Annotated in this window: 20 protein-coding genes and 2 pseudogenes; 1 reads left to right on the top strand and 21 read right to left on the bottom strand. The window is 36.8% G+C overall.

What is annotated here, in order from left to right:
• Positions 1–7: 7 nt before the first annotated feature.
• The 18 genes from ACFJIZ_RS20020 to ACFJIZ_RS19935 form a co-directional block, all read right to left on the bottom strand.
• Positions 8–1,024, bottom strand: coding sequence for an SDR family oxidoreductase (locus ACFJIZ_RS20020; RefSeq protein WP_379088198.1), 1,017 nt, complete (start codon positions 1,022–1,024; stop codon positions 8–10).
• Between the two features lie 47 nt (positions 1,025–1,071).
• Positions 1,072–2,373 (bottom strand): nucleotide sugar dehydrogenase, encoded by a 1,302-nt coding sequence (locus tag ACFJIZ_RS20015; protein WP_379088195.1) that lies wholly within the window; start codon positions 2,371–2,373, stop codon positions 1,072–1,074.
• A 12-nt stretch (positions 2,374–2,385) separates the two neighbouring features.
• Complete coding sequence (locus ACFJIZ_RS20010; protein WP_379088192.1) at positions 2,386–3,516, bottom strand: polysaccharide biosynthesis tyrosine autokinase; 1,131 nt, start codon at positions 3,514–3,516, stop codon at positions 2,386–2,388.
• Positions 3,488–4,801: a GumC family protein gene (locus ACFJIZ_RS20005; protein WP_379088189.1), complete on the bottom strand. Its 1,314-nt coding sequence runs from the start codon at positions 4,799–4,801 to the stop codon at positions 3,488–3,490. Before ACFJIZ_RS20005 ends, ACFJIZ_RS20010 begins: the two co-directional genes overlap by 29 nt.
• Positions 4,802–4,813: 12 nt before the next feature.
• Positions 4,814–5,269 carry a polysaccharide biosynthesis/export family protein gene (locus ACFJIZ_RS20000; RefSeq protein ID WP_379094149.1) on the bottom strand — a complete coding sequence of 152 codons (456 nt, stop codon included), beginning with the start codon at positions 5,267–5,269 and terminating at the stop codon, positions 4,814–4,816.
• 5 nt (positions 5,270–5,274) lie between these two features.
• Complete coding sequence (locus tag ACFJIZ_RS19995) at positions 5,275–5,592, bottom strand: hypothetical protein (RefSeq protein WP_379088186.1); 318 nt, start codon at positions 5,590–5,592, stop codon at positions 5,275–5,277.
• A 526-nt stretch (positions 5,593–6,118) separates the two neighbouring features.
• Positions 6,119–7,798, bottom strand: coding sequence for a capsule assembly Wzi family protein (locus ACFJIZ_RS19990; protein WP_379088183.1), 1,680 nt, complete (start codon positions 7,796–7,798; stop codon positions 6,119–6,121).
• Positions 7,799–7,928: 130 nt separating this feature from the next.
• Entirely contained in the window at positions 7,929–8,528 is a 600-nt protein-coding gene (locus ACFJIZ_RS19985) for a sugar transferase (RefSeq protein ID WP_379088180.1), read from the bottom strand.
• Positions 8,529–8,554: 26 nt separating this feature from the next.
• Entirely contained in the window at positions 8,555–9,742 is a 1,188-nt protein-coding gene (locus ACFJIZ_RS19980) for a DegT/DnrJ/EryC1/StrS family aminotransferase (RefSeq protein WP_379088177.1), read from the bottom strand.
• Positions 9,739–10,338, bottom strand: coding sequence for a GNAT family N-acetyltransferase (locus ACFJIZ_RS19975; protein ID WP_379088174.1), 600 nt, complete (start codon positions 10,336–10,338; stop codon positions 9,739–9,741). The genes ACFJIZ_RS19980 and ACFJIZ_RS19975 overlap by 4 nt, the downstream gene beginning before the upstream one ends.
• 150 nt (positions 10,339–10,488) lie before the next feature.
• Positions 10,489–11,733 carry a glycosyltransferase family 4 protein gene (locus ACFJIZ_RS19970; protein ID WP_379088171.1) on the bottom strand — a complete coding sequence of 415 codons (1,245 nt, stop codon included), beginning with the start codon at positions 11,731–11,733 and terminating at the stop codon, positions 10,489–10,491.
• A complete protein-coding gene (locus ACFJIZ_RS19965; RefSeq protein WP_379088168.1) occupies positions 11,730–12,182 on the bottom strand; it encodes a hypothetical protein in 453 nt (150 codons plus the stop codon). Before ACFJIZ_RS19965 ends, ACFJIZ_RS19970 begins: the two co-directional genes overlap by 4 nt.
• The gene (locus ACFJIZ_RS19960) at positions 12,179–12,544 is read right to left on the bottom strand and encodes a hypothetical protein (protein ID WP_379088165.1); all 366 of its coding nucleotides are present in this window, start codon (positions 12,542–12,544) and stop codon (positions 12,179–12,181) included. Before ACFJIZ_RS19960 ends, ACFJIZ_RS19965 begins: the two co-directional genes overlap by 4 nt.
• A gap of 5 nt (positions 12,545–12,549) precedes the next feature.
• Positions 12,550–13,764 (bottom strand): hypothetical protein, encoded by a 1,215-nt coding sequence (locus ACFJIZ_RS19955; RefSeq protein ID WP_379088162.1) that lies wholly within the window; start codon positions 13,762–13,764, stop codon positions 12,550–12,552.
• The gene (locus ACFJIZ_RS19950; protein WP_379088159.1) at positions 13,761–14,528 is read right to left on the bottom strand and encodes a hypothetical protein; all 768 of its coding nucleotides are present in this window, start codon (positions 14,526–14,528) and stop codon (positions 13,761–13,763) included. The genes ACFJIZ_RS19955 and ACFJIZ_RS19950 overlap by 4 nt, the downstream gene beginning before the upstream one ends.
• On the bottom strand, positions 14,529–15,749 hold the full coding sequence (locus ACFJIZ_RS19945; RefSeq protein WP_379088157.1) for an O-antigen polymerase: 1,221 nt from the start codon (positions 15,747–15,749) through the stop codon (positions 14,529–14,531).
• A 3-nt stretch (positions 15,750–15,752) separates the two neighbouring features.
• Entirely contained in the window at positions 15,753–16,856 is a 1,104-nt protein-coding gene (locus tag ACFJIZ_RS19940) for a Wzz/FepE/Etk N-terminal domain-containing protein (RefSeq protein WP_379088154.1), read from the bottom strand.
• Positions 16,857–16,918: 62 nt separating this feature from the next.
• The gene (locus tag ACFJIZ_RS19935) at positions 16,919–19,462 is read right to left on the bottom strand and encodes an SLBB domain-containing protein (RefSeq protein ID WP_379088151.1); all 2,544 of its coding nucleotides are present in this window, start codon (positions 19,460–19,462) and stop codon (positions 16,919–16,921) included.
• A 334-nt stretch (positions 19,463–19,796) separates the two neighbouring features.
• Here ACFJIZ_RS19935 and ACFJIZ_RS19930 point away from each other — a divergent pair, with 334 nt between their 5' ends.
• Positions 19,797–20,525 carry a tyrosine-protein phosphatase gene (locus ACFJIZ_RS19930; protein WP_379088148.1) on the top strand — a complete coding sequence of 243 codons (729 nt, stop codon included), beginning with the start codon at positions 19,797–19,799 and terminating at the stop codon, positions 20,523–20,525.
• 440 nt (positions 20,526–20,965) lie between these two features.
• Here the strand turns inward: ACFJIZ_RS19930 and gmd are convergent.
• The 3 genes and pseudogenes from gmd to ACFJIZ_RS19915 form a co-directional block, all read right to left on the bottom strand.
• Positions 20,966–22,101: pseudogene (gmd, locus tag ACFJIZ_RS19925) on the bottom strand (GDP-mannose 4,6-dehydratase).
• Positions 22,102–22,840: 739 nt separating this feature from the next.
• Positions 22,841–23,702: pseudogene (rfbA, locus tag ACFJIZ_RS19920) on the bottom strand (glucose-1-phosphate thymidylyltransferase RfbA).
• 51 nt (positions 23,703–23,753) lie between these two features.
• Positions 23,754–24,317, bottom strand: coding sequence for a DUF3109 family protein (locus tag ACFJIZ_RS19915; protein ID WP_379088145.1), 564 nt, complete (start codon positions 24,315–24,317; stop codon positions 23,754–23,756).
• Position 24,318 lies beyond the last annotated feature (1 nt).

Raw genomic sequence — 24,318 nt, 5'->3', positions numbered from 1 at the left:
AATATATCTATTTTATTTGTTCTAACATTTCATTTTGATACCAATCAAAAACAATCTTCAGCCCTTTTTCAAATTTAAACTCAGGATAGTAGTTCAATTCTCTAGATATTTTTTCAATACTTGCTTTTGAATGTTTAACATCACCAGCTCTTTCAGGACCATATACTGCATTAATATCTTTGTTAGAAATCCTTTTAAGCATTTCTATCATTTCATTTAGGCTTACTTGATCACCACAGGCCATGTTAAAGACCTCATGCTTCTCGAGCTTGTCATAAAGCAAAGCCCTTATATTTGCTTGAACAGCATTTTCTACAAAAGTGAAATCTCTACTCGTTATCCCATCACCATTTATGGTAGGGCTTGTATTTTCTATAAAATGCTTACAAAAAATTGGGATAACTGCAGCATATGGATTATTGGCATTTTGCTTAGGACCAAACACATTAAAATAGCGTAGACCAATGGTATGGAAACCATATACCTTACTGAATACATCTGCATAAAGTTCATTTACAGCTTTGGTAACTGCATAAGGAGATAAAGGTTTTCCTTCTACACCTTCTACCTTTGGTAGTTCTTTGCTATCTCCATACGTAGATGAGGAAGCAGCATAAACCATTCTTTTAACATTTGGCGCATCTTTTACCGCTGTTAACATATTCAGGAAACCTGAAATATTTGTTTCATTAGAAGTTATTGGATCAACTATTGAACGTGGAACAGATCCCAAAGCTGCTTGATGGCTTACAAAATCCATCCCTTCTACTGCTTTTTTACAGGTTTCTAGATCTCTGATATCGCCTTTTATAAATTCGAAATTAGGAAGTTCAATGAACTTTTCAATATTTGAATAATATCCATTTGATAAATTATCAAGTACCCTTACCTGACCAGCATTATAGCGCAATAAGTATTCTACAATATTACTTCCAATAAATCCAGCCCCTCCTGTAATTAAAAACTTATAAGAGGATAAATCTTTAGTATGGTATGGAATATGGTATAACTCTTTGTTGTACATCTTTATATTTATATTTAAATTCTACTATAGCTTTTAGATCTAATCTATTACAGTTTACCATCTGCTCTACTGCCAAGCATCCCCTTAACGTCATAAAGTATACTTTTGTCCTTCTGCAATGCCGAAAAATCTATTTGCAAGAATTCTTTGTGTGCAACGCCTAATACAATTGCATCATATTTTTCTTTTGGTAGTTGTTTAGTTGTAGTTAGCCCATATTCATGCGAAACTTCAGCTGGACTTGCCCATGGATCATAAATCGCAACCGTAATGCCATAGTCTTCTAATGCTTTTACCACATCAACTATTTTGGTGTTGCGAACATCAGGACAGTTTTCTTTAAATGTAAAACCCAACATTAATAACTGGGCACCATAAATGGCTATTCCTTTTTTGATCATTAACTTCACGATCTGAGAAGCCACATATTCGCCCATACTATCATTCAACCTTCTACCGGCTAAAATGATCTCTGGATGGTATCCTTTCTCTTGTGCTTTTTGTGCAAGGTAATATGGGTCAACTCCAATACAATGTCCACCTACTAGCCCAGGTTTAAATGGTAAAAAATTCCATTTCGTGCCTGCGGCCTCTAAAACTGCATGGGTATCAATATCTAAAATATTGAAGATCTTTGCCAATTCATTTACAAAAGCAATATTGATATCACGTTGCGAATTCTCAATTACTTTAGCTGCCTCTGCTACTTTGATAGAAGGTGCCAAATGTGTTCCTGCCTTGATTACTTTTTTATAGATATCATCAACCCTACGCCCTATTTCTGGTGTAGAACCAGAGGTCACTTTTAAGATTTTTGTTACGGTATGCTCTTTATCACCTGGATTGATACGCTCTGGAGAATATCCTGCGAAAAAATCTATATTAAACTTAAGCCCTGAAATTTTTTCCAGTACTGGTACACATTCATCTTCAGTAACACCAGGATAAACTGTTGACTCATAAATCACGATGTCGCCTTTTTTCAAAACCTTACCAACGGTTTCACTTGCTCTATATAAAGGAGTAAGGTCTGGTCTATTATTTTTGTCTACTGGAGTTGGAACTGTAACGATAAAAGTATTACATGTTTTTATGAAATCTATATCACTTGAAAATTGAAGAGAAGAATCTGCTAAACAGTCTGCATGGCTTTTTTCTAGCACCGACTGCAGAAATTCGCCCTCAATTTCTAATGTTCTGTCTAATCCTTCATTTAGTTCTTGTATTCTAACCTGATTAATATCAAATCCTGTGGTATGAAATATCTTTCCGAACTCAACCGCTAAAGGCAATCCTACATATCCAAGTCCAATGATTGCAATTTTTGGGCTTTGTGTATCTAAACTCATAATTAATAATTGTTAAAATCTTTTGAAGAAGCCTTTGAAAAAGTTCTTTACCGTACTTTTTTGATGTTTCACATCGTCTGAATAATATCCATAACCGTAGCCATAACCGTAGCCATAACCGTAACCATAACTTCCGCCCAATTTAACACCATTTAATACCACATTAAGCTTAGGGAATTTATGAAGACGACGTAATTCTTCTAAGTTTTTGATCTGCGCCTTATAGGTTACATCTTGTCTTACCAAGTAGATACTTGCATCGGTTAAACGTGCTAAAATCTGTGCATCTGTTACCAGCCCGATTGGTGGTGTATCGATTAAAATCTCGTCGAAATTCGCTTTTAGATATTCAAGTAAAGTTTCGATTTCTGGTTGTATCAATAACTCCGATGGATTAGGAGGAATTGGACCAGAGCCGATTACAAAGAAATTCTCATTCACTTTTGTTTGCTGAATGATATCTTTAATTTCTGCCTTACCAATCAAATAGTTACTCAAACCACTTTTATTTGCCAAATCCAAATACTTACTTACTTTCGGTTTTCTTAAATCCAACTCCAGCAAGGCTGTTTTTTTACCACTGATGGCCAAAGCTGCAGCAATGTTACTGGCCACAAATGATTTTCCTTCTCCAGACATACTCGAGGTAAAAAGTGTTACTTTTCCCTTACCAGGTTCTGGTTTGCCATGCAAAAACTGCATATTGGTACGGATGGCTCTAAACTGTTCGGCTATAGCCTTTCTACTATTGGCCTGTACCACAATTGCACCTGAGCCCTCTTCATATAAAATCTCACCTAATATTGGTACAGCTGTTAATTTGGAAATATCATTAGTATTTTCGATTTTATTATTTAGCAAACCTTTGGCATAGATATAACTGATTGGTAATAATACGCCAGCAATTAAAGCCACCAAATAGATCAATTGTCTCTTTGGTTTAATCGGGGCGTTACCTCCAAATGCTGGGTCTACCACTCTACTATCAGCAACCGAAGAAGCATAAGATAAAGCTGCCTCTTCCTTTTTTTGCAATAGGTACACATAGATACTTTCCTTAGAGGCTTTTTGTCTTTCTATGCTCAGCAATTGTCTTTCTTGACCTGGAATCTTTTTAATAGAGCTTTGGATTCTGCGATTCATTTCCTTGTAGCGCTTTTTTGGTATTATTTAAGGACAAGAAAATATTATCTACATTGGATTTGATACCATCTCTAGCTGATTCTATCTGTTTATTAATAATAGCAATATTTGGGTGGTTTGCGCCAACAGTTGCAAAGAGTTTATCTCTTTGTGCCTGCAATTCGCTCAATTGTGTAATCTGTCCTAATAATACGGGGTCCTCGATACCTAATGTACTCGGTAATTTTTCTTCAGAAGAGGTAGAGTTTACATAACGCTGAATATCCTGTATTACAGAGAGTTTTAGATTGACCTCATTTAACCTTACATCGTTCGCTTTTACATTATCCAAAAACAAGGTCGCGTCATTACTCATGTTGGTAATACCTCTGGTACTCTTAAAACCTTCTACATCTTTTTCTACATCTGTCAATTCACCGCTGATCAGTTTCAAACGCACATCGATAAATTCCATCGTACTTTGTGTAGTTTTATTTTTATCAGCCAATGCGGCTTCATTATAGACCTGCACCAATGTATTCAACACATCTTTACCACGCTGTGGAACAGTAGTTTGCAATTTCAGACTCAACACTGTTGATTGTTTACTTGCTAAGGTAACTGTAAGGTCTCCTAAATATTGATCTGCTACAGATAAAGGATTACGGATTGATAAGTTGATCAGATTTTTGTTTAGCTTTCTCCATTTATTAAAATTCGGGTTACGCGTAATTTTGAAAACTCCAAATTTATTCCGCTGTAAAGAATCCAGTAAGCCACTCATTTTCACCCTATTTAATGGGTCTTCAATTACATATGTGGTAGCAGAAGGAAAACTCAAATTAAGTGTTCTACCATACCATGCGCTATCAATTTCTATTACACCTATTTCAACAGGTTTAGTCTCATAAATATCTGATTGAATAACTCTACCTTCCACACTATAGCCAATCATCAAATTTAGGCGATTAACCACTTTACGCATCAATGTTTTGGATTTTAGGATTTCAATCTCGTTATCCACAACTTTTGAGCTCCCAAATAGGTTCAGCTCATTCAATAGATCATCTCCAGCTACTCCTCCACCTTTTTTCTGATCTTTGATCAATAAAGTGCTATTTACTGCATATACTTCTACCGTATAACGTAAATAGAAAAAAGCTGCGATTAGACAGATGGTTATTCCTAAAACAAAAACTGGCCAATGAAAGATATATTTGTTTATAATTTCCCTTACATTAACAGTTGACTCTTCAATCTCTGAATCTGATGGGGAGGCATGTTGTTCTTTAGTAGTATTATTCATTAATATGATAAATTAAAAACGAGAAATGATTATGGCAATTACAGATAATGCAGAAATAATTAAGCTGGCATTTCTATAACTCGAGTCAACACTGGCGTATTTAGCAGAACTTGGTGTGATCACCAGTACATCATTATTTTGCAGGTAATAGTAAGGTGAGTTGAACAATTCCTTACTTTGTAGGTCTAAACGAACCTGTTGCCTTTTACCTTGGTTTTCTCTTACCAAGAGTACATCATTTCTCTTGGCCGTGATGTTTAAGTCTCCAGCCAAGCCTAAGGCTTCAATTACAGTTATTCTTTCACTTTGTACAGGATATACCCCCGGACGGGCTACATCTCCTAGAACTGATACTTTAAAATTTGTTAAGCGTAAGCTAACCACTGGCTCTTTTAAATAATCGCCTTTGATCAACTTCGTTTGTATCATTTCTCTTGCATCTGCCGTACTTAAACCTTCTACCTTAATAGAACCTAAATATGGTAATTGTATAGAACCGTTTTGATTACGATAAATCCATTTACAGCATTTGCAGCATTACTTCCAGTTGCCGACCCCCCTTGCATTACCGCGGTATTGCCCATATTAAAAATGGCTGAAGCCTCATTACTCAAACTAGAAACGGTAATGGCTAAAATATCATCCTTTTGGATTTTGAGAATGGTTTGATTTTGAATTTCCTCTGATAAATTGCCAGGAGGCAGATCAACAAAATAAGGAATGGTTTTGTATTTAACACCGCAGGCACTTAAAAAAAGTACAGCTATAAATAAGTAGATTGTTTTTTTCATAGAACGTTTTTCAATTAGATTATTTCTTCAAATATACTAACATGAGCTTACCGAATTACCAATTAGAGTTATTTTTATATCGTCCATTAATGTAATCATTTAAGTATTGATTAATGAATTGTCATCTAAAAGCAAAATTCATGCCTATTCAACTGACAATTTACAGTTCAACAACTTTTAAGCAAATCATTAATTTAAAAAGCTATTAATCAACTATTTAAATCTCCATTTTTCTTATTAAATCTATCCCTTTAGCTAAACAACTAAAAGATTCACCATCTACATGCGGTTTACGCTTAAACCTTGAGTTGATGAAGCTTGTAAATTTATCCTTTTAAAGTGGCTTGCTCAATTCTAGTAGATTTAAGCTATCATTTAGTCTAGCAACATGGGTTTAGCGTAGACATTAAGAAATAAATCTCAAGTACGAACTCAGTCATTGTAGTAGATCATGGAATAATTAAGAGTGGTTATACTTATTTTCTTGAACCCACTACTAAGATATTTTGGTTAATTTTTAGATGGATTAAAGTGAATACATCAGTCCGATCTTTGCATGAAAATTGGTCACATCATTTTTAGGACCATACCAATATTCTCCTGTTGGTGGATCTGGCAAAAAATACTCGTAATTGAACGATTTGATAAGACCCATTTCTGCATTCAATGTAAATTTTTTAAAAGTCCAATCAAATTGACCGATCGCACTGAGGTCTACCCATTTTCTTCTAGAATCTTTGGTTGCTGTAAAGGCACGATTATATAAATCGTTGTTATGTACTCTTCTTTCTATCACCAAGCCAATCCGTTTCAATGCCTTTACCCAAGCCACATCAAGAGTCTGCGTATTGTCTGGTCCACCACCAGCTCCTAAAAACTGTCCTTTATTGGTATAACCTTGCAGCACTTGCGAATGTGAATACCAATAACCAGCTGCTCTAACCTCATTGCTGTTAGACGATTCTAGTTGGCTTAATTCTAAACCCACTTGGATGAATTCATTTGCTTTTTGTTTCAATGGCATCAATTTTCTAAAACCTACTACGTATGCTCTACTGTGTTCCGGTTCTAAAAAGGCATCACGGCCATTCCAAGAATGGTCCTCTCTTCCATATTGGAAATAGATTTCTGACCGTGACTCTGGCCATACCCAACGCATAAAAAAGGAGATTCTTTGGTCTCGGTTCTTTGCATCCTCTGTATTTGAATTTGAGTCTTTGGCATATGCAGCCTTAGTTAAGAATGAAAAAACTGGCAGATAATCTCCAAAACTATCTACATCAGTATGGTAAGCCATAAAGGTCCGGTCAAAGCCTACATATAATCCAGGCACCCATTTAGGTTGATAAGTAATGACCATCCCATTGATGTAACGCCAAGTCTGACTTTTCGACTTGTAGGGAGAACCTATGGGCTGATCAAAGCCTGAATTTTCTAATTTACCAGCAATCAATTGCCCTTCAAAAGAACCGATAAAAGTTTGAACAGGCCTCAAAGTATTTAAAGTCAAATGTTTAAAACCAGGAGCGTTATTGGTCATCAGCAAAGCATTATACCTTCCTGGCCCCCACCACAAGTTCTCATTTGAAATGCCGACAGATGCTGCTCCAAAGTTTAGACGAACAGAACTTTGTCCCCAATCCAATTTGCTATAAGAACCATTACCATACCTAGTTGGTGCATCAACAGAGTTTTGATAGACATAATAATTATTTATCAAACTAGCTGGTTGATTGTAGTCTGTTAAAATTGGGTATTTGGCATTTTGTGCAAACACATATTCTGGTCTTAATTGTACTGTTAAAGGGCCCGCTTTAAAAAATACACCCGCCGATAACATGGTCTCGTATCCTTTAGAAGGAATCATCGCTCCATCGTTTATTCCATAAGGATGATGACTATTGTACTGTTGTTGTAAAGTGATTGGCAAAGCATATAATCCAATTTTTTCGTTTTTGCTCGACCATATGCTGGTACGCAAATTTATATGTGAGTCTGCATCTCCATATTTCAGTTCATCGGTTGCCGAGAGGAACAATGGCCTGATGATAAAAGATCTTTTTGAGGTATCATTCCCTAACAATTGTTGTCTTCTTACATTGTCTTCTAGGTTGGGTAAAAGCCCAACAGGAAATGTTTGGGCAGACAAATAAAGGCTTTGAGCAATTAACAGCAACAAGGCACTTGTTAGTTTTATAATTTTCATCAATGGGGCCTGATTAATGGTGGTTATATAAAGATAGTTTATAATCTAATTGGGCGCAAATTACATTTATGGCGAACTATGTTTAATAAGGAATGTTTTATTCTAACGGCAAGATATAAACAACGAAACATCAGGATTTCCCTTTAAAAATGGAACGGATGGTTAGTCCAATGATCTGGAGCGAGCCCCAAGCTGATTGGCTCATCTGCATGGACTCTAAATTGATCTTGATCTTATCTGGCATTACAAAATCGATGTAGGCCTGTTCTGGATTTTTATAATTAGCTAATATGGCACTTTCAGCTACATATTTAATAGAAGCCATATCAGTAATCCCTGGCTTAAGTGTCAAAACTTTGAGTTGAGCTGGTGTATACATCTCTACATACTTTCTCACTTCTGGCCTAGGGCCAACCAAACTCATATCCCCAATCAATACATTAATGAGCTGGGGCAGTTCATCTAATTTAAACTTGCGTAAAAAATAACCAATAGGTGTAATCCGGGTATCTTTTTCACCAAGCGTCAACAAACCATCCTTTTCCGCATTGGGATACATGGTCCTGAACTTTAACAACTTAAAATCTTTATTATATTGACCAACCCTTACCTGTTTATATAAGGCCGGCCCTTTAGAAGTAACTAAGATGACTATACTGATCAAAATTAAAAATGGAAGCAGCATCAGTAGACCTATGGCTGCAAGCAATACGTCAAGCAGTCTTTTCACTCGCCTTAATGCTATGGTATGAATCCTCAACTACAGTACATATCTGATTCTACCTCTTCTTTGGTCAACTGCGGATAAATAGGTAGAGAAATCTCTCTGGCATAATTATCATAAGCAACTGGAAAGTCCTGGATATTAAAACCTTTATCCTTAAAAGCGGTTAACATGGGCAATGGTATAAAGTGTACATTTACAGCAATCCCTTCTGCTGTTATCTTTTCAATGATCGCATCTCTTTCATTTTCGGTAATACCATTGATCCGGAGTGCGTAAATGTGATAACATGATTCTCTTGAGCCATCTTTTAAAGTTGGTGGTTGTGCCCAGCCTTTTTTATTAAAGAATGTTTCGTATTGATTGGCAATTTTGGCTCTATCCTTGATCAACTGGCCACTATACTTACGAATCTGCGCCAAACCTATGGCAGCACAGATATCAGGCATATTCACTTTTAGGCCATCAAACAAAATATCATATCTCCAACCACTCCCATTACTTTTGCTGAATGCGTCTTTGGTCTGGCCATTTAGTGACCAGAGGCGCATCAGGTCATATACTGCTTTAGGATCAAAATTACTTGGAAGCTGTAGGCTGATTGCTCCTCCTTCTGCTGTGGTAATATTCTTTACGGCATGCATAGAAAAGATATTTACATCTGCGCATACGCCAGCATTACGTCCTTTATACTTGGCACCTATTGAATGAGCTGCATCTGCAATGATCATGATGCGTCCTATTTTTGACTGCACCTCACTTTCCGCTACAAACAGCGATTGAACTTCTGGACGATTGACCACTTCTTTCAACTGGTCGTAATCACACATCAGACCTGCGATATCCACTCCGATGATCGCTTTGGTTCTACTGGTAATTGCTTTTGCTACTGCAGCTGGATCAATGGTAAAATCTGTCAACACATCAACCAATACAGGTGTAGCTCCGCAATGAATTACACTTAATGCTGTTGCGGCATAGGTATAAGCTGGTACAATTACTTCATCTCCAGCCTTTACACCAAGCCATTTTAAAGTTAAAATAGCTCCTGAGGTCCATGAGTTTACACATAAGGTTTGCTGACAGCCAGTAAGCTGATTGATTTCATGCTCCAATGCCTTTACTTTTGGACCTGTGGTGATCCACCCAGACCTTAAAGTATCCTCAACTTCCTTAAGCACATCATCATCTACAAATGGAGGAGAAAAAGGGATTCTCATGTAATCAGTTTCTTATAGTATAAATTCATTTCTCTTTTACCTTGAAAAAAAGATTTTACAAAGGTATAATTGTTCTTGTGATAAAATTGATTTGCATAAAAATTATCATGGGTATCAGTTGACAATATTAAACAATCATAGGCTAATTTAATCAATTCTTTTTCAAAGGCTACTAAAACATTCTTCCCAATTCCTTTCGATTCTTTAGCCTGATCTACACAAATTGACAAAAGCATGGGTACATGTTGATATGTAGTCCCTACCTTACTGCCAAAACTCTTGACCAATCGAAATACACCTTTTGGTTGTGCGATTAACTTAGGAAGAGCCTTTAGCAATAAGCCTACACCATTCGTCTTTAATATATCGCTATAAAACCCCGTATTTTGTTGTGTACCTATCGCAAACCCAACTAAATCATTACCTGCAAAGGCCCCAAAGCCAATGCCATTTTTATGCATCAATACCGCTTTATAAAATTCTTTCAAAAAAGGCTGACCTAAAGAGGTCAAAAAAAAACCCTTAAAGGCGCTATAATGTAAAGCTGCGATTGGATGTGCCTCTGCCGGTGTTAATCTCCTAATTTCTATGTTCATTCAAGTGCAGAAGTAAAGCTACATTAATTTATTTTACAAAAACCTTAAAGGTAACCAATTCCATTAAAATAGTAATTACATCGATAAAGCATTTGAAAGCAAGGCAAATTATATGCCAATCTTTAACCTATTGTTTTTAAATGGACGTGGTCAGTGTTGATTGATCTGTAAAACCTTTTCGGCCAATACTACAGCTTTCTGATATTGTTTTACCGCATCAAATTCGTCAGCCAGTACCAAAGCATTTGTTTTCATTTGTAAACGCAGGGCTTGATCATTTACCAATTGTAGTACCGCAGCAAACATCGCTTCTGCATTTTCAGGCTGATATTGTATACCTACTTGTCTTTCTGATACAAAACTACCCAAATCTCTGCCTAGCGAATTAACCAAAGGCAAACCTGCTGCTAAGTAATCGTAAGCTTTAATTGGCATGGATACCGTTGAATGTAGCACATAACTTGACAAAGCAATATCACATTTTGTGTATAACAGATTCAGGTCTTGTGGCAACAGGCTACCCAGATAAACCACATTGGTTAGCTTCTCCGTGGCAATAAATTGTTCAACTCTCTCTTTTAAGGGGCCATCACCAGCAATCAATAGCTTAACTCCTACATTTCGTTTGGCCAACAATAGTCCGCATTGCAATAGCGTATCAATATCATAATTGGAGCCCAACGTACCGGCATAGACCAGCCAAACTTCTCCATCTTTTTTCTCAAGGCTGTTGAGCTCTTTTTTTTGATAATCATGACCAACAGGTACTTTTACCTCTTCTACATTCAGTCCCCAATATACCACCGCACCGGGTACCATCGGTTTGGCATTAAGACCAATCTGCAGGTAATCTCTGGCCACGGCCATTATTCCATCTGCTTTTTTGAATAAGAGATTTCTCCTATAATATAGTGGGGCAAAAATGAATTTCCCTAAAAAATCCAATCGGTTTGGTAAAAGGATATTGAACAGTTCGGGCCAAAGATCAATCACATCAATGATCAAAGCAGCTTCTTTCTGTTTGACCAATTTCTTAATGATGTCAAAAATAAAAAGCGCGGGCTCTCCTAAAATGATGAGGTCTGGCTTTTCATTGGTTTCGAGTGCTTTTGCACATAAGTTTTTTGCATAGGTGCGTTCATATTTTATCCTTGCAAAAGAAATATGCCCCGAATAACCTGTAGATGGGACAATTTTGATCAGATAGTTTGGATTGACCTGTATATCTTTCCAAGTTTCGGCTCGTTTCTCTTTAGATCGATGTTGGATGTTGGATACCCAAGAGACCACCTGATGACCGTTAGCTACGAATGCATTGGCAATTAAGGTAGTACGGTAAGTACGCCAACCTTCTCCAGGAATATTACCATATGGATTGATGACCCAAACCTTCATGATTTACCCCTCATTCCATTATAAAAAAGAAAAGGATCTTTAACCAATTTAAGACCTGTTTCTAATTTCCTTAATAAATAAGGTTTTTCTTTATAAATTCCTCTCTCACTAAAATCCATTTCAATCTGGTTAAGCTTAAACAAGGCTGGCATGGCTGGATGCCATTTGCCTTTGATGATACCTGTATGGGTATACAGCATAGCAGGATTGGCCTCATTATAGATTTCGCGGTTCAAAGTCAAAAAAAGGTCTCTTTTCTTTTTTGCTCGTTGGGTACCAAAAATTTCGAACATCCATCCATTTTCTTCGGGTTTAAGATAACTTTTCAAAGTTTCCTTACTCCATATTCCAGCTTGGGTAGAAATGCGGTACCTGGTATTGAGCACCTTGCACAAACGCTTATCTTTAGCCCATGGCTTAAACGGAGCAGTATTTCCAAAATGGGTCAAGCCGATATATTTGATCTCTTATTGGCCAGCATCAAGGTTAGCAGCTCATTGATCAAATGATCATCTACGGCTTGTTCTAAAAAATAATCCTCTTGTAAGTATAAGACCAATTCTGTTTCTACTTGGTCTAATGCATTTAACAAACATTCGCTCCAAGTCAATCTTCGTTCAGGATGCTTGCTATTGGCCATGCTACAATGGATAGGCAAGTCTTGATATCGATACCCAGTTTTCCACTCAGTATTTAAAAGGATAGGCACTCCTGTTGCGTTCCAATATTTCTGATAGAGCTTAAAGAACGGATCCCAGCAATCTTCAAAATTGTCAGACGAGTTTACAAGAATGGTATAATCTAAATTCATAGCAACTATTTATTGAGCTTCAATTTTTGGTTTGGCAAACATACTCCAGAAAACAACAAAAGCAGGCCAAAGGTAACAGCAGTTATAAAAAAATAACTGAATGTTGTAAATATAAAACCCATCAATAAAAAGGCCAAACCTCCAGCCAAGAGCAGCAATAAAGTTGGTAATAATTTATATTTGGTGTAGTCAAATCGTTTTTGATAGATCAAACAGCTTAAATAAATGGTATTTGCCAAACCATAATATAAAATGGCATTGTGATCTAGGTCTTTTAATAATTTAATAGCTCCATAAAAATAGGTCACTCCATAAACACCAGAGGTAATCATAAGCCCGGCAACAAGTGTAAAAAGGCTATAGGCATTAAGCTTCTGATGAAAACGTTCAACCTCATTACTTCTTACCAAACCGCCCAATTCACTCGACACCTTGGTATTGAGTGGGAACAAGACCCCATTAGTCACCTTTGTCAACTGATCTGCAGAATAGGCTATATCTGATCCTTGTGCAGCATTTGGATTGAGCACAATTAAATTTCTATCCCTGGCTATGATCAATTGGGCCAAAGCATTAAAAGAAGCAAAACTAAACCCATATAACAGATCGGGTCTCATTTTCTCTTTTAAATAAGCCTTAATTGGAATAATCTTTCCGCCATAGCCCAAAAAAGCACTTTTTATAAAGAAACAAATGCCCAAAAGATTTCCAATTGACATCACCAATACCACATGGTTTACAGAAATTTCTGAAATATGGGCAATATATTTAACAATCAAGATAAGCACTAAAGGAAAAACTGTCCTGAAAATCTCTATGGCAGACATTAAAATAAATCTTTGCTTTAACTGATAATGGATCAGTGCTACCGAACTCAGTAAATGGCTAATGATGAACAAATAGACCACCCATCTGGACAGCAATATAAAAGCATCAAAAAACAGGGCCAGTTCTAATGGTACTACCATTAAAACCATAAACAGTATCACATAAAAATAAATGACTTTTTGATATTCGGATCCAAAATGGAACGCATTTTTGAGCAAAAGGCCTCCTAATACACCACCTGCTAACGTAGACAATAAAGTGAGGTTGGCAAAACTACTAGAAAAACTTCCATAACCATCGTTGCTGATAATTGCCCGGAGCAATCCAAATAACAACAGCCCAAATAAGCCATTAACCAGCCGGCTTCCTATTAATACAATGATATTCTTCATTTGGGTTGAAAAGCGTACATACCTAGTTTGGCCAGCAATCTAAATATCAATTCTTTCAAGCGATAATCTAAATCGGCAGAACTTCTACCAGAAGAAAGAAAATCGGCATGGAGCAAAGGGTAACTGATGGCTACAGCTTGATGCGGAATAGATTTGATATAACTATAAAAGTGATATTCTAGAGGTTTTAAGTTCGACATTATAGCAAGTTGACCATAGAAATATACGCACAAATCTATGAAAGAATGAACGGGAAGTATGTAAAAACTAGTCAAACAAAATTTAACTACGGTTCTAAATGGGTTACCCATTCTGTAAATTATCCCATTTTCTGCTTTTGCAATAATATCTTCTAGATTTTTCACCTCATAGCCAGCACTGATCTTTAATACAAACTTAAAATTTCGCAAAATGACAAGAAGATTTGGTAATGCTTGATTCAATAATATCGTTTCTAACCTAGAAGGACCATTGATTTTGTACTCATCTGGTGGCAAAGTATAAGAAGCCGCTGCAAGCTCAACAATGGTCAGCTCTACCTTTAAATCACCTATTAACGCTTGGGCATTAAAATCCGCGGGGAGTGTATTGTCCAAAAGCAGAAAATTGGAAAATCCTATATGTGCCAAACAGGAAAGACTATGCTGTACCCTAACCATCCTATTTACTGCCGCTGTCTTTAAACGTTCGCCATTTTGTCCAACAAAAAGAGCAGAAGTAATGATTACAGCAGTATCCTCAATGTTTAATTTTTGTTTCGACATCTATTCAATTAATGGTTTTTTTCCACGGTCTTCTATTTTAAACAAAAAGTGGAACGATAAGCAGATCCAAGAACCGATCATGTAAAAAAATATGTCTGTAAATAAGCTATAACAAACAAAAAGAAAAAAAGTAGAAAATATAAATATGGTACTGTCACTTTTTGGGATCAAATCTATCAGACCTAATATAGCTCCAATGATCAGATAATAAATCAAAGACCCAATATATCCAAAAGCTGCCAGAGAATCGGCAAATGCTGTAAACACGTTAAAACGATGTGGGATATTAACTACCTGTTGGTCTATTGTCCTTGGATTAGAAATGCCTATGATCGAACCTGCTTCTCTCAATAGTGCAGTTTGCCCGATGTTAAAATCTATATAGGCTACATCATTGATTTCTATCCATTGGCAAAATGATGGAATTGAACTAGAAAAATATTCATTGATCAAAACGATAGAATCAAAGGCAGAAAATTTCTCGTTAGCTTCCACCCTTGTTAAACTTATAAAATAGAAAAACGAAAGCATGGCTATAGAGAGTATAATTGCCGCTCTTTTTAAAACCTTCGGAAAAACATAATTGCGTTGGTATAACAAGTAAACAATTGCTCCTATGAGGATGATTACTACAATCAATAAATTGCCCTTGCCCCCATTAGAAAAAGACAACAGGCCTCCAAGCAAAATTACGGCGACAAGTACCCATACACTTTTATTTTTCCTAAAAAAATACAATGGCCCAACGATGGCCAATGGATACACAAAATTTCCGATAAACTTATAATATCTATTGACGGTAATCTTCTGCTCAAACAATTCTCCCCTTAACTCTGCCAATTGATTTTGGATATAGAATGTCCATACGTCTGTTGTGTACAATACCATACAAATACCAATAGTGGCTAGTACTAGACAGACGAGATAAAGTGTTTGGCTAGACATTTTGATGCGCTGCACATTAACCAATTGATGAAAAGAATTAAAGGTAAAAAGCGACGCCAAGAGCACACATATAAAATGAGCATAAAGGATAATAATGCCTTTATAAGTCATAAACGCTATAGATGCTGGACTAAAGATGGCCAACAGATAAATGGTAATTGCCCAAACCAAACAATAGATGGTTACCAAAAGACCTATCAGTTTGTTAAATCTCAACAAAAATACACCTGCTAAAAAAATGGTATTGGTTAAAAGTAAAAACAGCGCAAGTTCCATCTTTTAGCTGAGCTTCAGTAAAATAGACCTTCTCAATAATAAGACAACAATAATCAACAAAAAGGACATTATCACAGCAGCAATTGGATACATGAACATATAGTCTGCATCGTCTTTCAATGGCAGAACAGGCTGATCAATTACTTGTATCAACGGTGTTTCTTTTCTAAGACTTACCTTCGACATCTCCAGATTTTTAAGCAGTTCTCCAAGTACAGCCTTATTCGTTTCTGCAGAGAATTGTGCCCTTTGCACTGGAACCATCCGCTGTACTTGCCTTGTAGGGTTCAGGTTTGGTGTGGCATCTGTTGCAGCAACTGCTGTATAGATAGACCCATCCATTACCTCTCTTACAGAGTCTGTTTTCTGTTGAAGTATATTTACATTATCTGTTGCTTTTTTTGTCTTGGTCTGTATATAAAAATCGTTAACTGTTTTAACGATCTGATTGTTGAATTCTTTGGCAAAGGTTTCATCAGGGGCTTTAACTTCAACCCTTATAATATCTAAACGTTGGTTCGGTTTGGTAACAGTTAGGTACTTTTTATTGATTTGGGCCACTACTTTACCCATTATACTATCGCGTAAACGCAAAGTAGCCATATCTTTGGCTTGTGTTCGCTTTTCGTAAGCAGCAAACTTGAGGTTAACTAAAGCAGGTTGACTTGCCCATTTCTTTTTAAGCTGGTTAAATTCTATATATCTATTAATAAGCAATTGTGTGGTATCTCCAGCAATTGGGCTAAGCAATGCCTTTTCTATCATTGCTCTAGATTTATAAAGCTCAAGGATATTGTCTCCCTGAAAGATACCGCCACCGCCTCCACCAAGATCCAGTCCTACCATAGAAGCCAAACCGAGATATTGCCCTAATCCACCACCAGAACTCTCGCCATTTTCTAAAACAAAAGTAGTATCAGCCGTATATACAGGCTTCTTTAAATAGATATACGCAAATCCAATTAATCCCCCCAATAAGGTACAGCATAAAATAACACGCCATTTAGTCCATAGGTAAGACCGCCAATCGCTAAATACGACGAATAACTTCTTTAACGAAGTTTCCTCTTGATCAGCTGGTAAAAGATTAGGGTGTCCTGTTGCCATACGTTATACTTTTATTTACAATACCTATTCATTAATCAATGCCAAAAGATTTAAGCTATATTTTACCTAAATAAAGTAATCACAATAGCTGCCAATGAAGCTACTGCCGTACTGATTGCTATCCATCCTTGGGTTGACAATGGTTCTTTAGCTGCTCTTTTTGGCACTAAAATTTCTGAACCAGGCTTTATTTTTGGATAACTTCTAAAAAACAAAAACTTCTTTACTGCCTCTGCCGATCCATTGGCATATTTGACATATACATTGCGTTTGAGGGCATTGGCGGTAAAGCCCCCAGCACCATTGATATATTGTTTTAACCCTTTTCGTGGTCTAAAAACAATACCATTAGGATTTAATACTTCTCCTGTTACTTTTACGGTTTGTAGCATTTTAGGCACCCTAATTACATCTCCATCTTCCAATATCAGATCATAAGCCGCATAAGGTTTCTTCAAGATATCTTGCAGATCAATTCCTACTAAATCCGATTGTAATAATTTTTGTTCTAACTCTGCAGACAAAGTATCTTTAACCCCCGTTTGTTGTACTCTTTTTAGGTTCAACAATTTTTTATCTTCTTCTTCTTTGTTATTGATTGCATTTTTGCTGGCTGGGTTGGTTTTCTCTGCACCTGGTCTTTTTAAAGATGCACCTTCGGCATAGGCAGAGTTGGTTAAGCCACCTGCTCTTTTAACCACATCAGATATCCTTTCGTCTTTTCTGTTGATGGTATAGGTACCTGGATATAAAACTTCTCCTTCCAGTTTGACCTGTTTCTGCACAGTATAACCTTCTGCGTTACGCACTGATACAATATCAAATGGTTCTAATATAAATTGTTGGTTGAGTAAACGTAGGTCTTTATCTACATTGACTACAAATATCTCTGCTGTACGGGCAGAAGCAGAATTTGCGTCACTGTTTTTAATCCTTCTCGAAATTTCAATCCTGGTAGGTGTTGCCCCTTCCTTAAACCCACCAGCCATCTGAACCAGATCCTCTAAGTGCATTGCTTTGGCATAATCAAAATCTCCAGGTGAACGTACTTCTCCTTGGATACTTACCTTATATTCATCCCTCATGTCGAACAAAGAGCTAATGGTCACTTTATCTTCCCTTTTTAAGGGAATGTCGGTCGTCTCTCCAGACATGATCTTAGCTACATCAAAAGAAAGCAAAGCTGGTGTATTATCTGTATTTAAACGACTGATGTAACCTCTATACAAAAAGGCATCTTCTGTTAGGCCATCGGCCTTTTTGATCAATCCTTTTAAGGTTAATCCCTTATCCAATTCATATTGCCCTGGTCTAAAAACGGCACCAATAATCTGTACCCGGTTTTCAAAGCGGTCTAAAATTGATTCTACAATAAACTTATCTCCATTGTTAGGTTGATAATTTGCATAGTCTGCAGCTTCTACATCTGTAATCCGGCGCTCTTTGTCCGTGTTCTGTAAAACCTTGATCTTACCTGTATAGGCTTGGTTGCTAAAACCGCCAGCAAAATCCAACACATTTTTTAACGATTCGCCTTTAACAACTTCAAACAAGGCAAATCTTTTGATCTCTCCAATTATTTCTACCCTTGTCTGGTATACAGGTACATGGATTACATCTTGGTCCTGTAACCTGATATTACCTTTTTGAATACCATTTAAAAGAAAATCATAAACATCGATGGTTGTAATTATCTTGTTGTTGCGGATCACTTGAATGTTTCGAAACGATCCATTTTCATTTGGCCCACCAGAAGCATATAACGCATTGAATACGGTAGCTAGAGATGGTAATGTATAAGTTCCAGGTTTTACAATGGCTCCAGTAAGTACCACCTTTATACTCCGGATATTGCCCAGGTTTACCGCTACATTGGTACGTCCACTGCGCAAAGCTGGGTAAGTGGACGACATTGCTGTCCTAATCTTTGCAGTCGCCTGTTCTATAGATAGACCTGCCACACTAATCAAACCTACATATTGGAGACGAATGGTACCATCTGGACTAACTTTTAGTTTATAGTCCTGTTCATTGTCGCCCGTAATATCTATCAACAATTCATCATCCGGTCCGATGATATATCCCTTAGGTGTAGCCATACGTAAGTTAGGCTCGAAGGTAATCTCGCCATTCTTGAATAGGTCTGCCCCAAATATTTTGGGTTTTAAGCCTTCAAAAAGCTCTTGCATCGCCAACTTTTCTTCATCAGCTACCGATTTTTTGTCAAACTCATTGGTTTGTTTGCCCTTGTTTTTATTATTTAACAAACTATCGGCCTGTGTATTTTCGTATGTTCTTGACTTGTTTTGGTCTTTAGCACTTTTTTGGTCTTTGGGCAGGTTATTCCCATCCAACTTTCTTATTTTTTCTACCCTCAACCTTAGTTTCTGGATTTCTGTGGCTTTCATTCCTTGTGCTGCTGCCATTTGTTCTAACTGTTGGTCGTTATATCCTATGGCCTCTGCACGTTGAATAAGCTGTCTAATCTGTGTATCTGTTAGATCATCAACTTTTATATCTGTATAATTCGTTTGTGCAACTGCTACTTGTGCAATCACCAAAGCAAAAAAGAAAAATAATAGGGTAAATATTTTCTTGAATTTCATATGCATTCTTGGTAGTGTTGAGCTTATTTCTTAAAATAATTAAGATAGGTAAAATTTATTTCTTGCTATGTAAAGCTTAACTAAATTCTATTTATAGTTTATGCCCAATGTGTTTGTTACAACAAACATACGGAATTATTTATTTAACCAAATCTTCCTTTTAAGCTTAAAGACAGAAAAACAAAAACTATAATTTTGCATTCAAGCCCTACCAATGTAATGATACAATGGTCAAGTTGGTCAATACTTTAGCGCATACACCAAAAGGTTAAACAGCTATTTCATAAATTTATTCCTTAGCTTCGCAGCTATTCATTACAGTTAAAAGAAAATTATGTTTTTTTTCAATCGCTCGCGGAATTCCAGCCATTCAGATTTTAGTGCAGTAGGCTTAGACATGCATTCGCATTTGATTCCAGGTGTTGATGATGGAGCTAAAGATGTAGAAGACAGTATTCAATTGATCAGTGGCTTGAAAAGTCTGGGATTTGAACATCTGATTACCACCCCCCATACCTTGCAAGATATACACCCTAATACAATGGATAGTCTAAGCAAGGGCCATACATTATTAGATGGAAAACTACCAGAAGGATCAAGCCTAAGCCTATCTTCAGAATATTACCTAGATGACCAGTTCAAAGACCAAGTCAATGCAGATAAGGTGATGCCATTTAAGGGCAACAGGTTATTGGTCGAGTTTAGCCAGATTTCTAAGCCACATCATTTAGAAGAAGAAATTTTTAATTTGGGCATCAAAGGCTACCAGATTGTTTTGGCGCATCCAGAACGTTATCTCTTTTTTCACAGGCAATTTGATTATTATACCAGGATCAAAGAAATGGGCGTTGAACTACAGGTAAATGCATTGTCATTGACCCAACATTATGGAAAGGGCATCAAAGCAATAGCCGAAAAACTGATTGAAAATGACATGATCGATTTTATCGGAACAGATATCCACCATGTTAAACATCTTGAATTGTTAAAACAGGTACCTGCTACTAAACATTTTGCCAGATTGGTAGACAGTGGCCTACTCAAAAACAGAGATTTGATCTAAAATTAATTTGGGAAACTTATTTATTCTTTTTATTGACCCAAACATAGCGATTGGCAGTGCATCTAGGACACCAATAGATCCTGATAGGCAAGAAGCCTAGGACATTTTTTAAAAAGAAACCACGTGGTACTTGATAGTGAAAATCAGAACCACATTTTTTACAATTATAATCCTGATAACCCATAGCTAGAGAAGCGCTTTTTATACATCATGTTAAAAATAATGCAAATATCAATCCATAACCTAGAATTGATATTTTTTACTTAATCATTCTTTAATACATACGTTAAAATAAAACATACGGATGCCCGTATATGAAAAAAGCCGATCACTTGAATTAAACGATCGGCTTTTTCAGGAAAAATTTTCCCCAAAATGAGGAAAAAGATCAGCAATCCCTTATTTGCTTATTGAAAAATTGATCTTAGACCTTAAGGTTACTATTCGAAATAGTTTAAGGTTCTAAAATCGCCTAATTTTAAATATTCGTCTTTTTTCATTAGATGAAGATCAGACTGCATCATGTCTTTAACCAATGCAGGTAGATCATATTTAGGTTTCCAACCTAATTTTGTTTTTGATTTGGTTGGATCGCCCAAAAGCAGGTCAACCTCAGTAGGCCTGAAATATTTGGCATCTACTCTAACTACGGTTGTACCCAGATGTAGACTTCTGTTTTAATACCTAAACTTGCTGTTTTTTCTTGATCAACGTCTATAATTACTCCTATTTCATTTTCATCTTTACCAGAAAACTCGATTTCGATGCCTAGTTCTGCAAATGCCATACGCACAAAATCTCTTACCGTGGTTGTAATTCCTGTAGCAATTACAAAATCTTCTGCTTTTTCTTGTTGTAAAATGAGCCACATGGCCTCAATATAATCTTTGGCGTGCCCCCAATCTCTTTGTGCCGAAAGGTTACCCAAGTACAAACAGTTTTGTAAGCCCAAGGCTATTTTGGCCGCTGCCCTGGTAATTTTACGGGTAACGAAGGTTTCTCCTCTTAGCGGACTTTCGTGGTTAAACAAAATACCATTGCAAGCAAACATCCCATAGGCTTCGCGGTAATTTACGGTGATCCAATATCCATAAGTCTTGGCCACTGCATAAGGCGAACGTGGATAGAAAGGTGTAGTTTCACTTTGCGGTACAGCTTGTACCAAACCATATAGTTCTGAAGTAGAAGCTTGATAAATTCTTGTCTTTTTTGTCAGGCCCAAAATCCTTACCGCTTCTAATAAACGTAAGGTTCCAATCCCATCAGCATTGGCGGTATATTCTGGCATTTCAAAACTTACATGTACATGGCTCATCGCTGCCAGATTATAGATTTCGTCAGGTTGAGTTTCCTGAATAATCCTAATCAGATTTGTCGAATCCGTCAAATCTCCATAATGCAACTTAAAATGCACATTCTGTTCGTGTTGATCTTGATAAAGATGGTCTATACGATCGGTATTGAACAAAGACGACCTACGTTTGATACCATGTACAAAATATCCTTTTTTTAACAAGAACTCTGCTAGATACGCTCCATCTTGACCCGTAACTCCAGTGATTAAGGCAACTTTCATTAATTTGAACTTTTTTGGTTAAAGAAAACAAACATAAACAATAATATTTGCTCATGCTCATTTAAAATTAATTTCAAAAGACAAAAAAATGAGGCTTAATTACTGACAAGCAGATGTTCTAAACCCACCCCGAGAAATAGGTACAACCTGAGGGAATACTTGTAAATAAAGGATTTTTTTAATTGAAATTAGGCACTTACATGGTCCCAGCCCCAAAAATGGGTCTTGGTATCACATTTGGCACACCAGAATATTTTTAATGTAATTAATTTAAAAATGAAATTACTAGGCATTTCATAGTAGAGACTATGCTCGCAGTTTCTGCATTTACAGGTATTGTACATGATGTTAAGGGTTAGGGTGATTACCTATACCAAGACAAACTTGAATCCAACTTTGGATGCACAGAGTCCATAACAATCCGTTATGCTCATTTTATGTGGAACCCAAAAACTTTAAGACAACCCGAGATACATAACAACAGCGCACATAACTTGATTAGGAGATTAAAATAGGCTATTCTAACCCCAAAACATAAGACCAGCTACAACAAACAACTGTTGCTTGATACGCTTTTTAGGAATTCCAATTTCACGATTCAGATCAAAATCAAAATAGTAATATCGAGAAAGATAGTGTATAAAATTCCACAGTTTCCCCAAAATGTGGAAAATAACAAATCTGAAATTCTACACTTTTTCTACTATTTAGGGTTATTGCAGACCAAAAGTTTTGATTGTTATTTAAGTATCTTCAGTAGATACTCTCCATAACCACTTTTAAGTAAAGGTGTTGCAATTTCGCGAAGTTGATCTGCATTGATAAAGCCCATGCGATAGGCAATTTCTTCGATACAGCCAATTTTCAGCCCTTGACGTTCCTCGATCATCTGCACAAACTGTCCAGCCTGCATTAAGGAGGCAAAGGTCCCTGTATCTAGCCATGCGGTGCCTCTGCTTAACACTCCTACTTTAAGTTTGCCCTTGCTAAGGTATTCTTTGTTGACATCGGTAATCTCATATTCACCACGAGCCGACGGTTTGATATTTTTGGCTATCTCTACTACAGTATTGTCGTAAAAATATAGGCCGGGTACTGCATAATCAGATTTTGGAACCTTAGGTTTCTCTTCTATAGATATTGCATTTTTATGGGCGTCGAACTCAACTACCCCATATCGTTCTGGGTCAGATACCTGATAAGCGAAAACAACCCCTCCATCTGGATCTGCACTAGCCTGTAGCAGTCTAGCCATTCCATCACCATGAAAAATATTATCTCCCAGCACCAATGCTACCTTATCCTTACCAATAAAATCTGCACCTATAACAAATGCCTGTGCCAAGCCATTCGGTTCGGCTTGTACCGCATAAGAAAATCTACAGCCTAAATTAGAACCATCTCCCAATAACTTTTCGAAATTGGGCAAGATCATGTGGTGTAGAGATGATCAATATTTCTTTAATACCTGCCAACATTAGGGTTGAAAGCGGGTAATAGATCATCGGTTTATCGTAAACAGGCATCATTTGTTTACTACATGCCAATGTTAATGGATGTAAGCGGGTTCCACTACCACCAGCTAAGATTATACCTTTCATAGAGAGATTTGAGACATTAATTATTAATCTTATTGAACTATTTTAAGCCCATTATTTTGAAGATACATTATTTTCCAATTCAGTATACCATTCCAAACCATATTTTCTGATCAACGGTTCTTTTAAAAACTGGTAAACAGGCACTTTCAATTCTCTTCCAAATGTACAGGCATCATGACAGATGTGCCATCTGTCGTAATTCAGCACATCAAACTCAGGATATTTAGTGATCCTGATCGGATACAAATGGCAGGAAATCGGTTTTTTCCAATCCACCAGACCTTGCTCATATGCTTTTTCTATTGCACATTTTGTAATCCCGTTTTCGAAGGTTACATAAGCACATTCTTTGTGTCCATCTACACATGGCGTGGTCAAGTCTCCATCTGCATCAATTACAGAAGTACCCTGCTCTTCTATCGCTTTGATACCCTTAGGCGCTAATAAGTGTTTGATTTTAGGATAAATTTCTGCTAAAATTGCTGTTTCGGCATGATCTAGAGGTGCACCTGCATCTCCTTCTATACAACAGATCCCCTTGCATTTGCTCAAATTGCATACAAAGTTCTCGCTAACCACATCCTCATGCACTAAGGCATTTTGTACCTCTATCATT

This window comes from Pedobacter sp. UC225_65 (genome assembly GCF_042698365.1).
In the GTDB taxonomy this organism is placed as follows: Bacteria; Bacteroidota; Bacteroidia; order Sphingobacteriales; family Sphingobacteriaceae; genus Pedobacter.
Note: the sequence above shows the minus strand (reverse complement) of the source record. Positions and strands in the feature narration are given on the sequence as shown.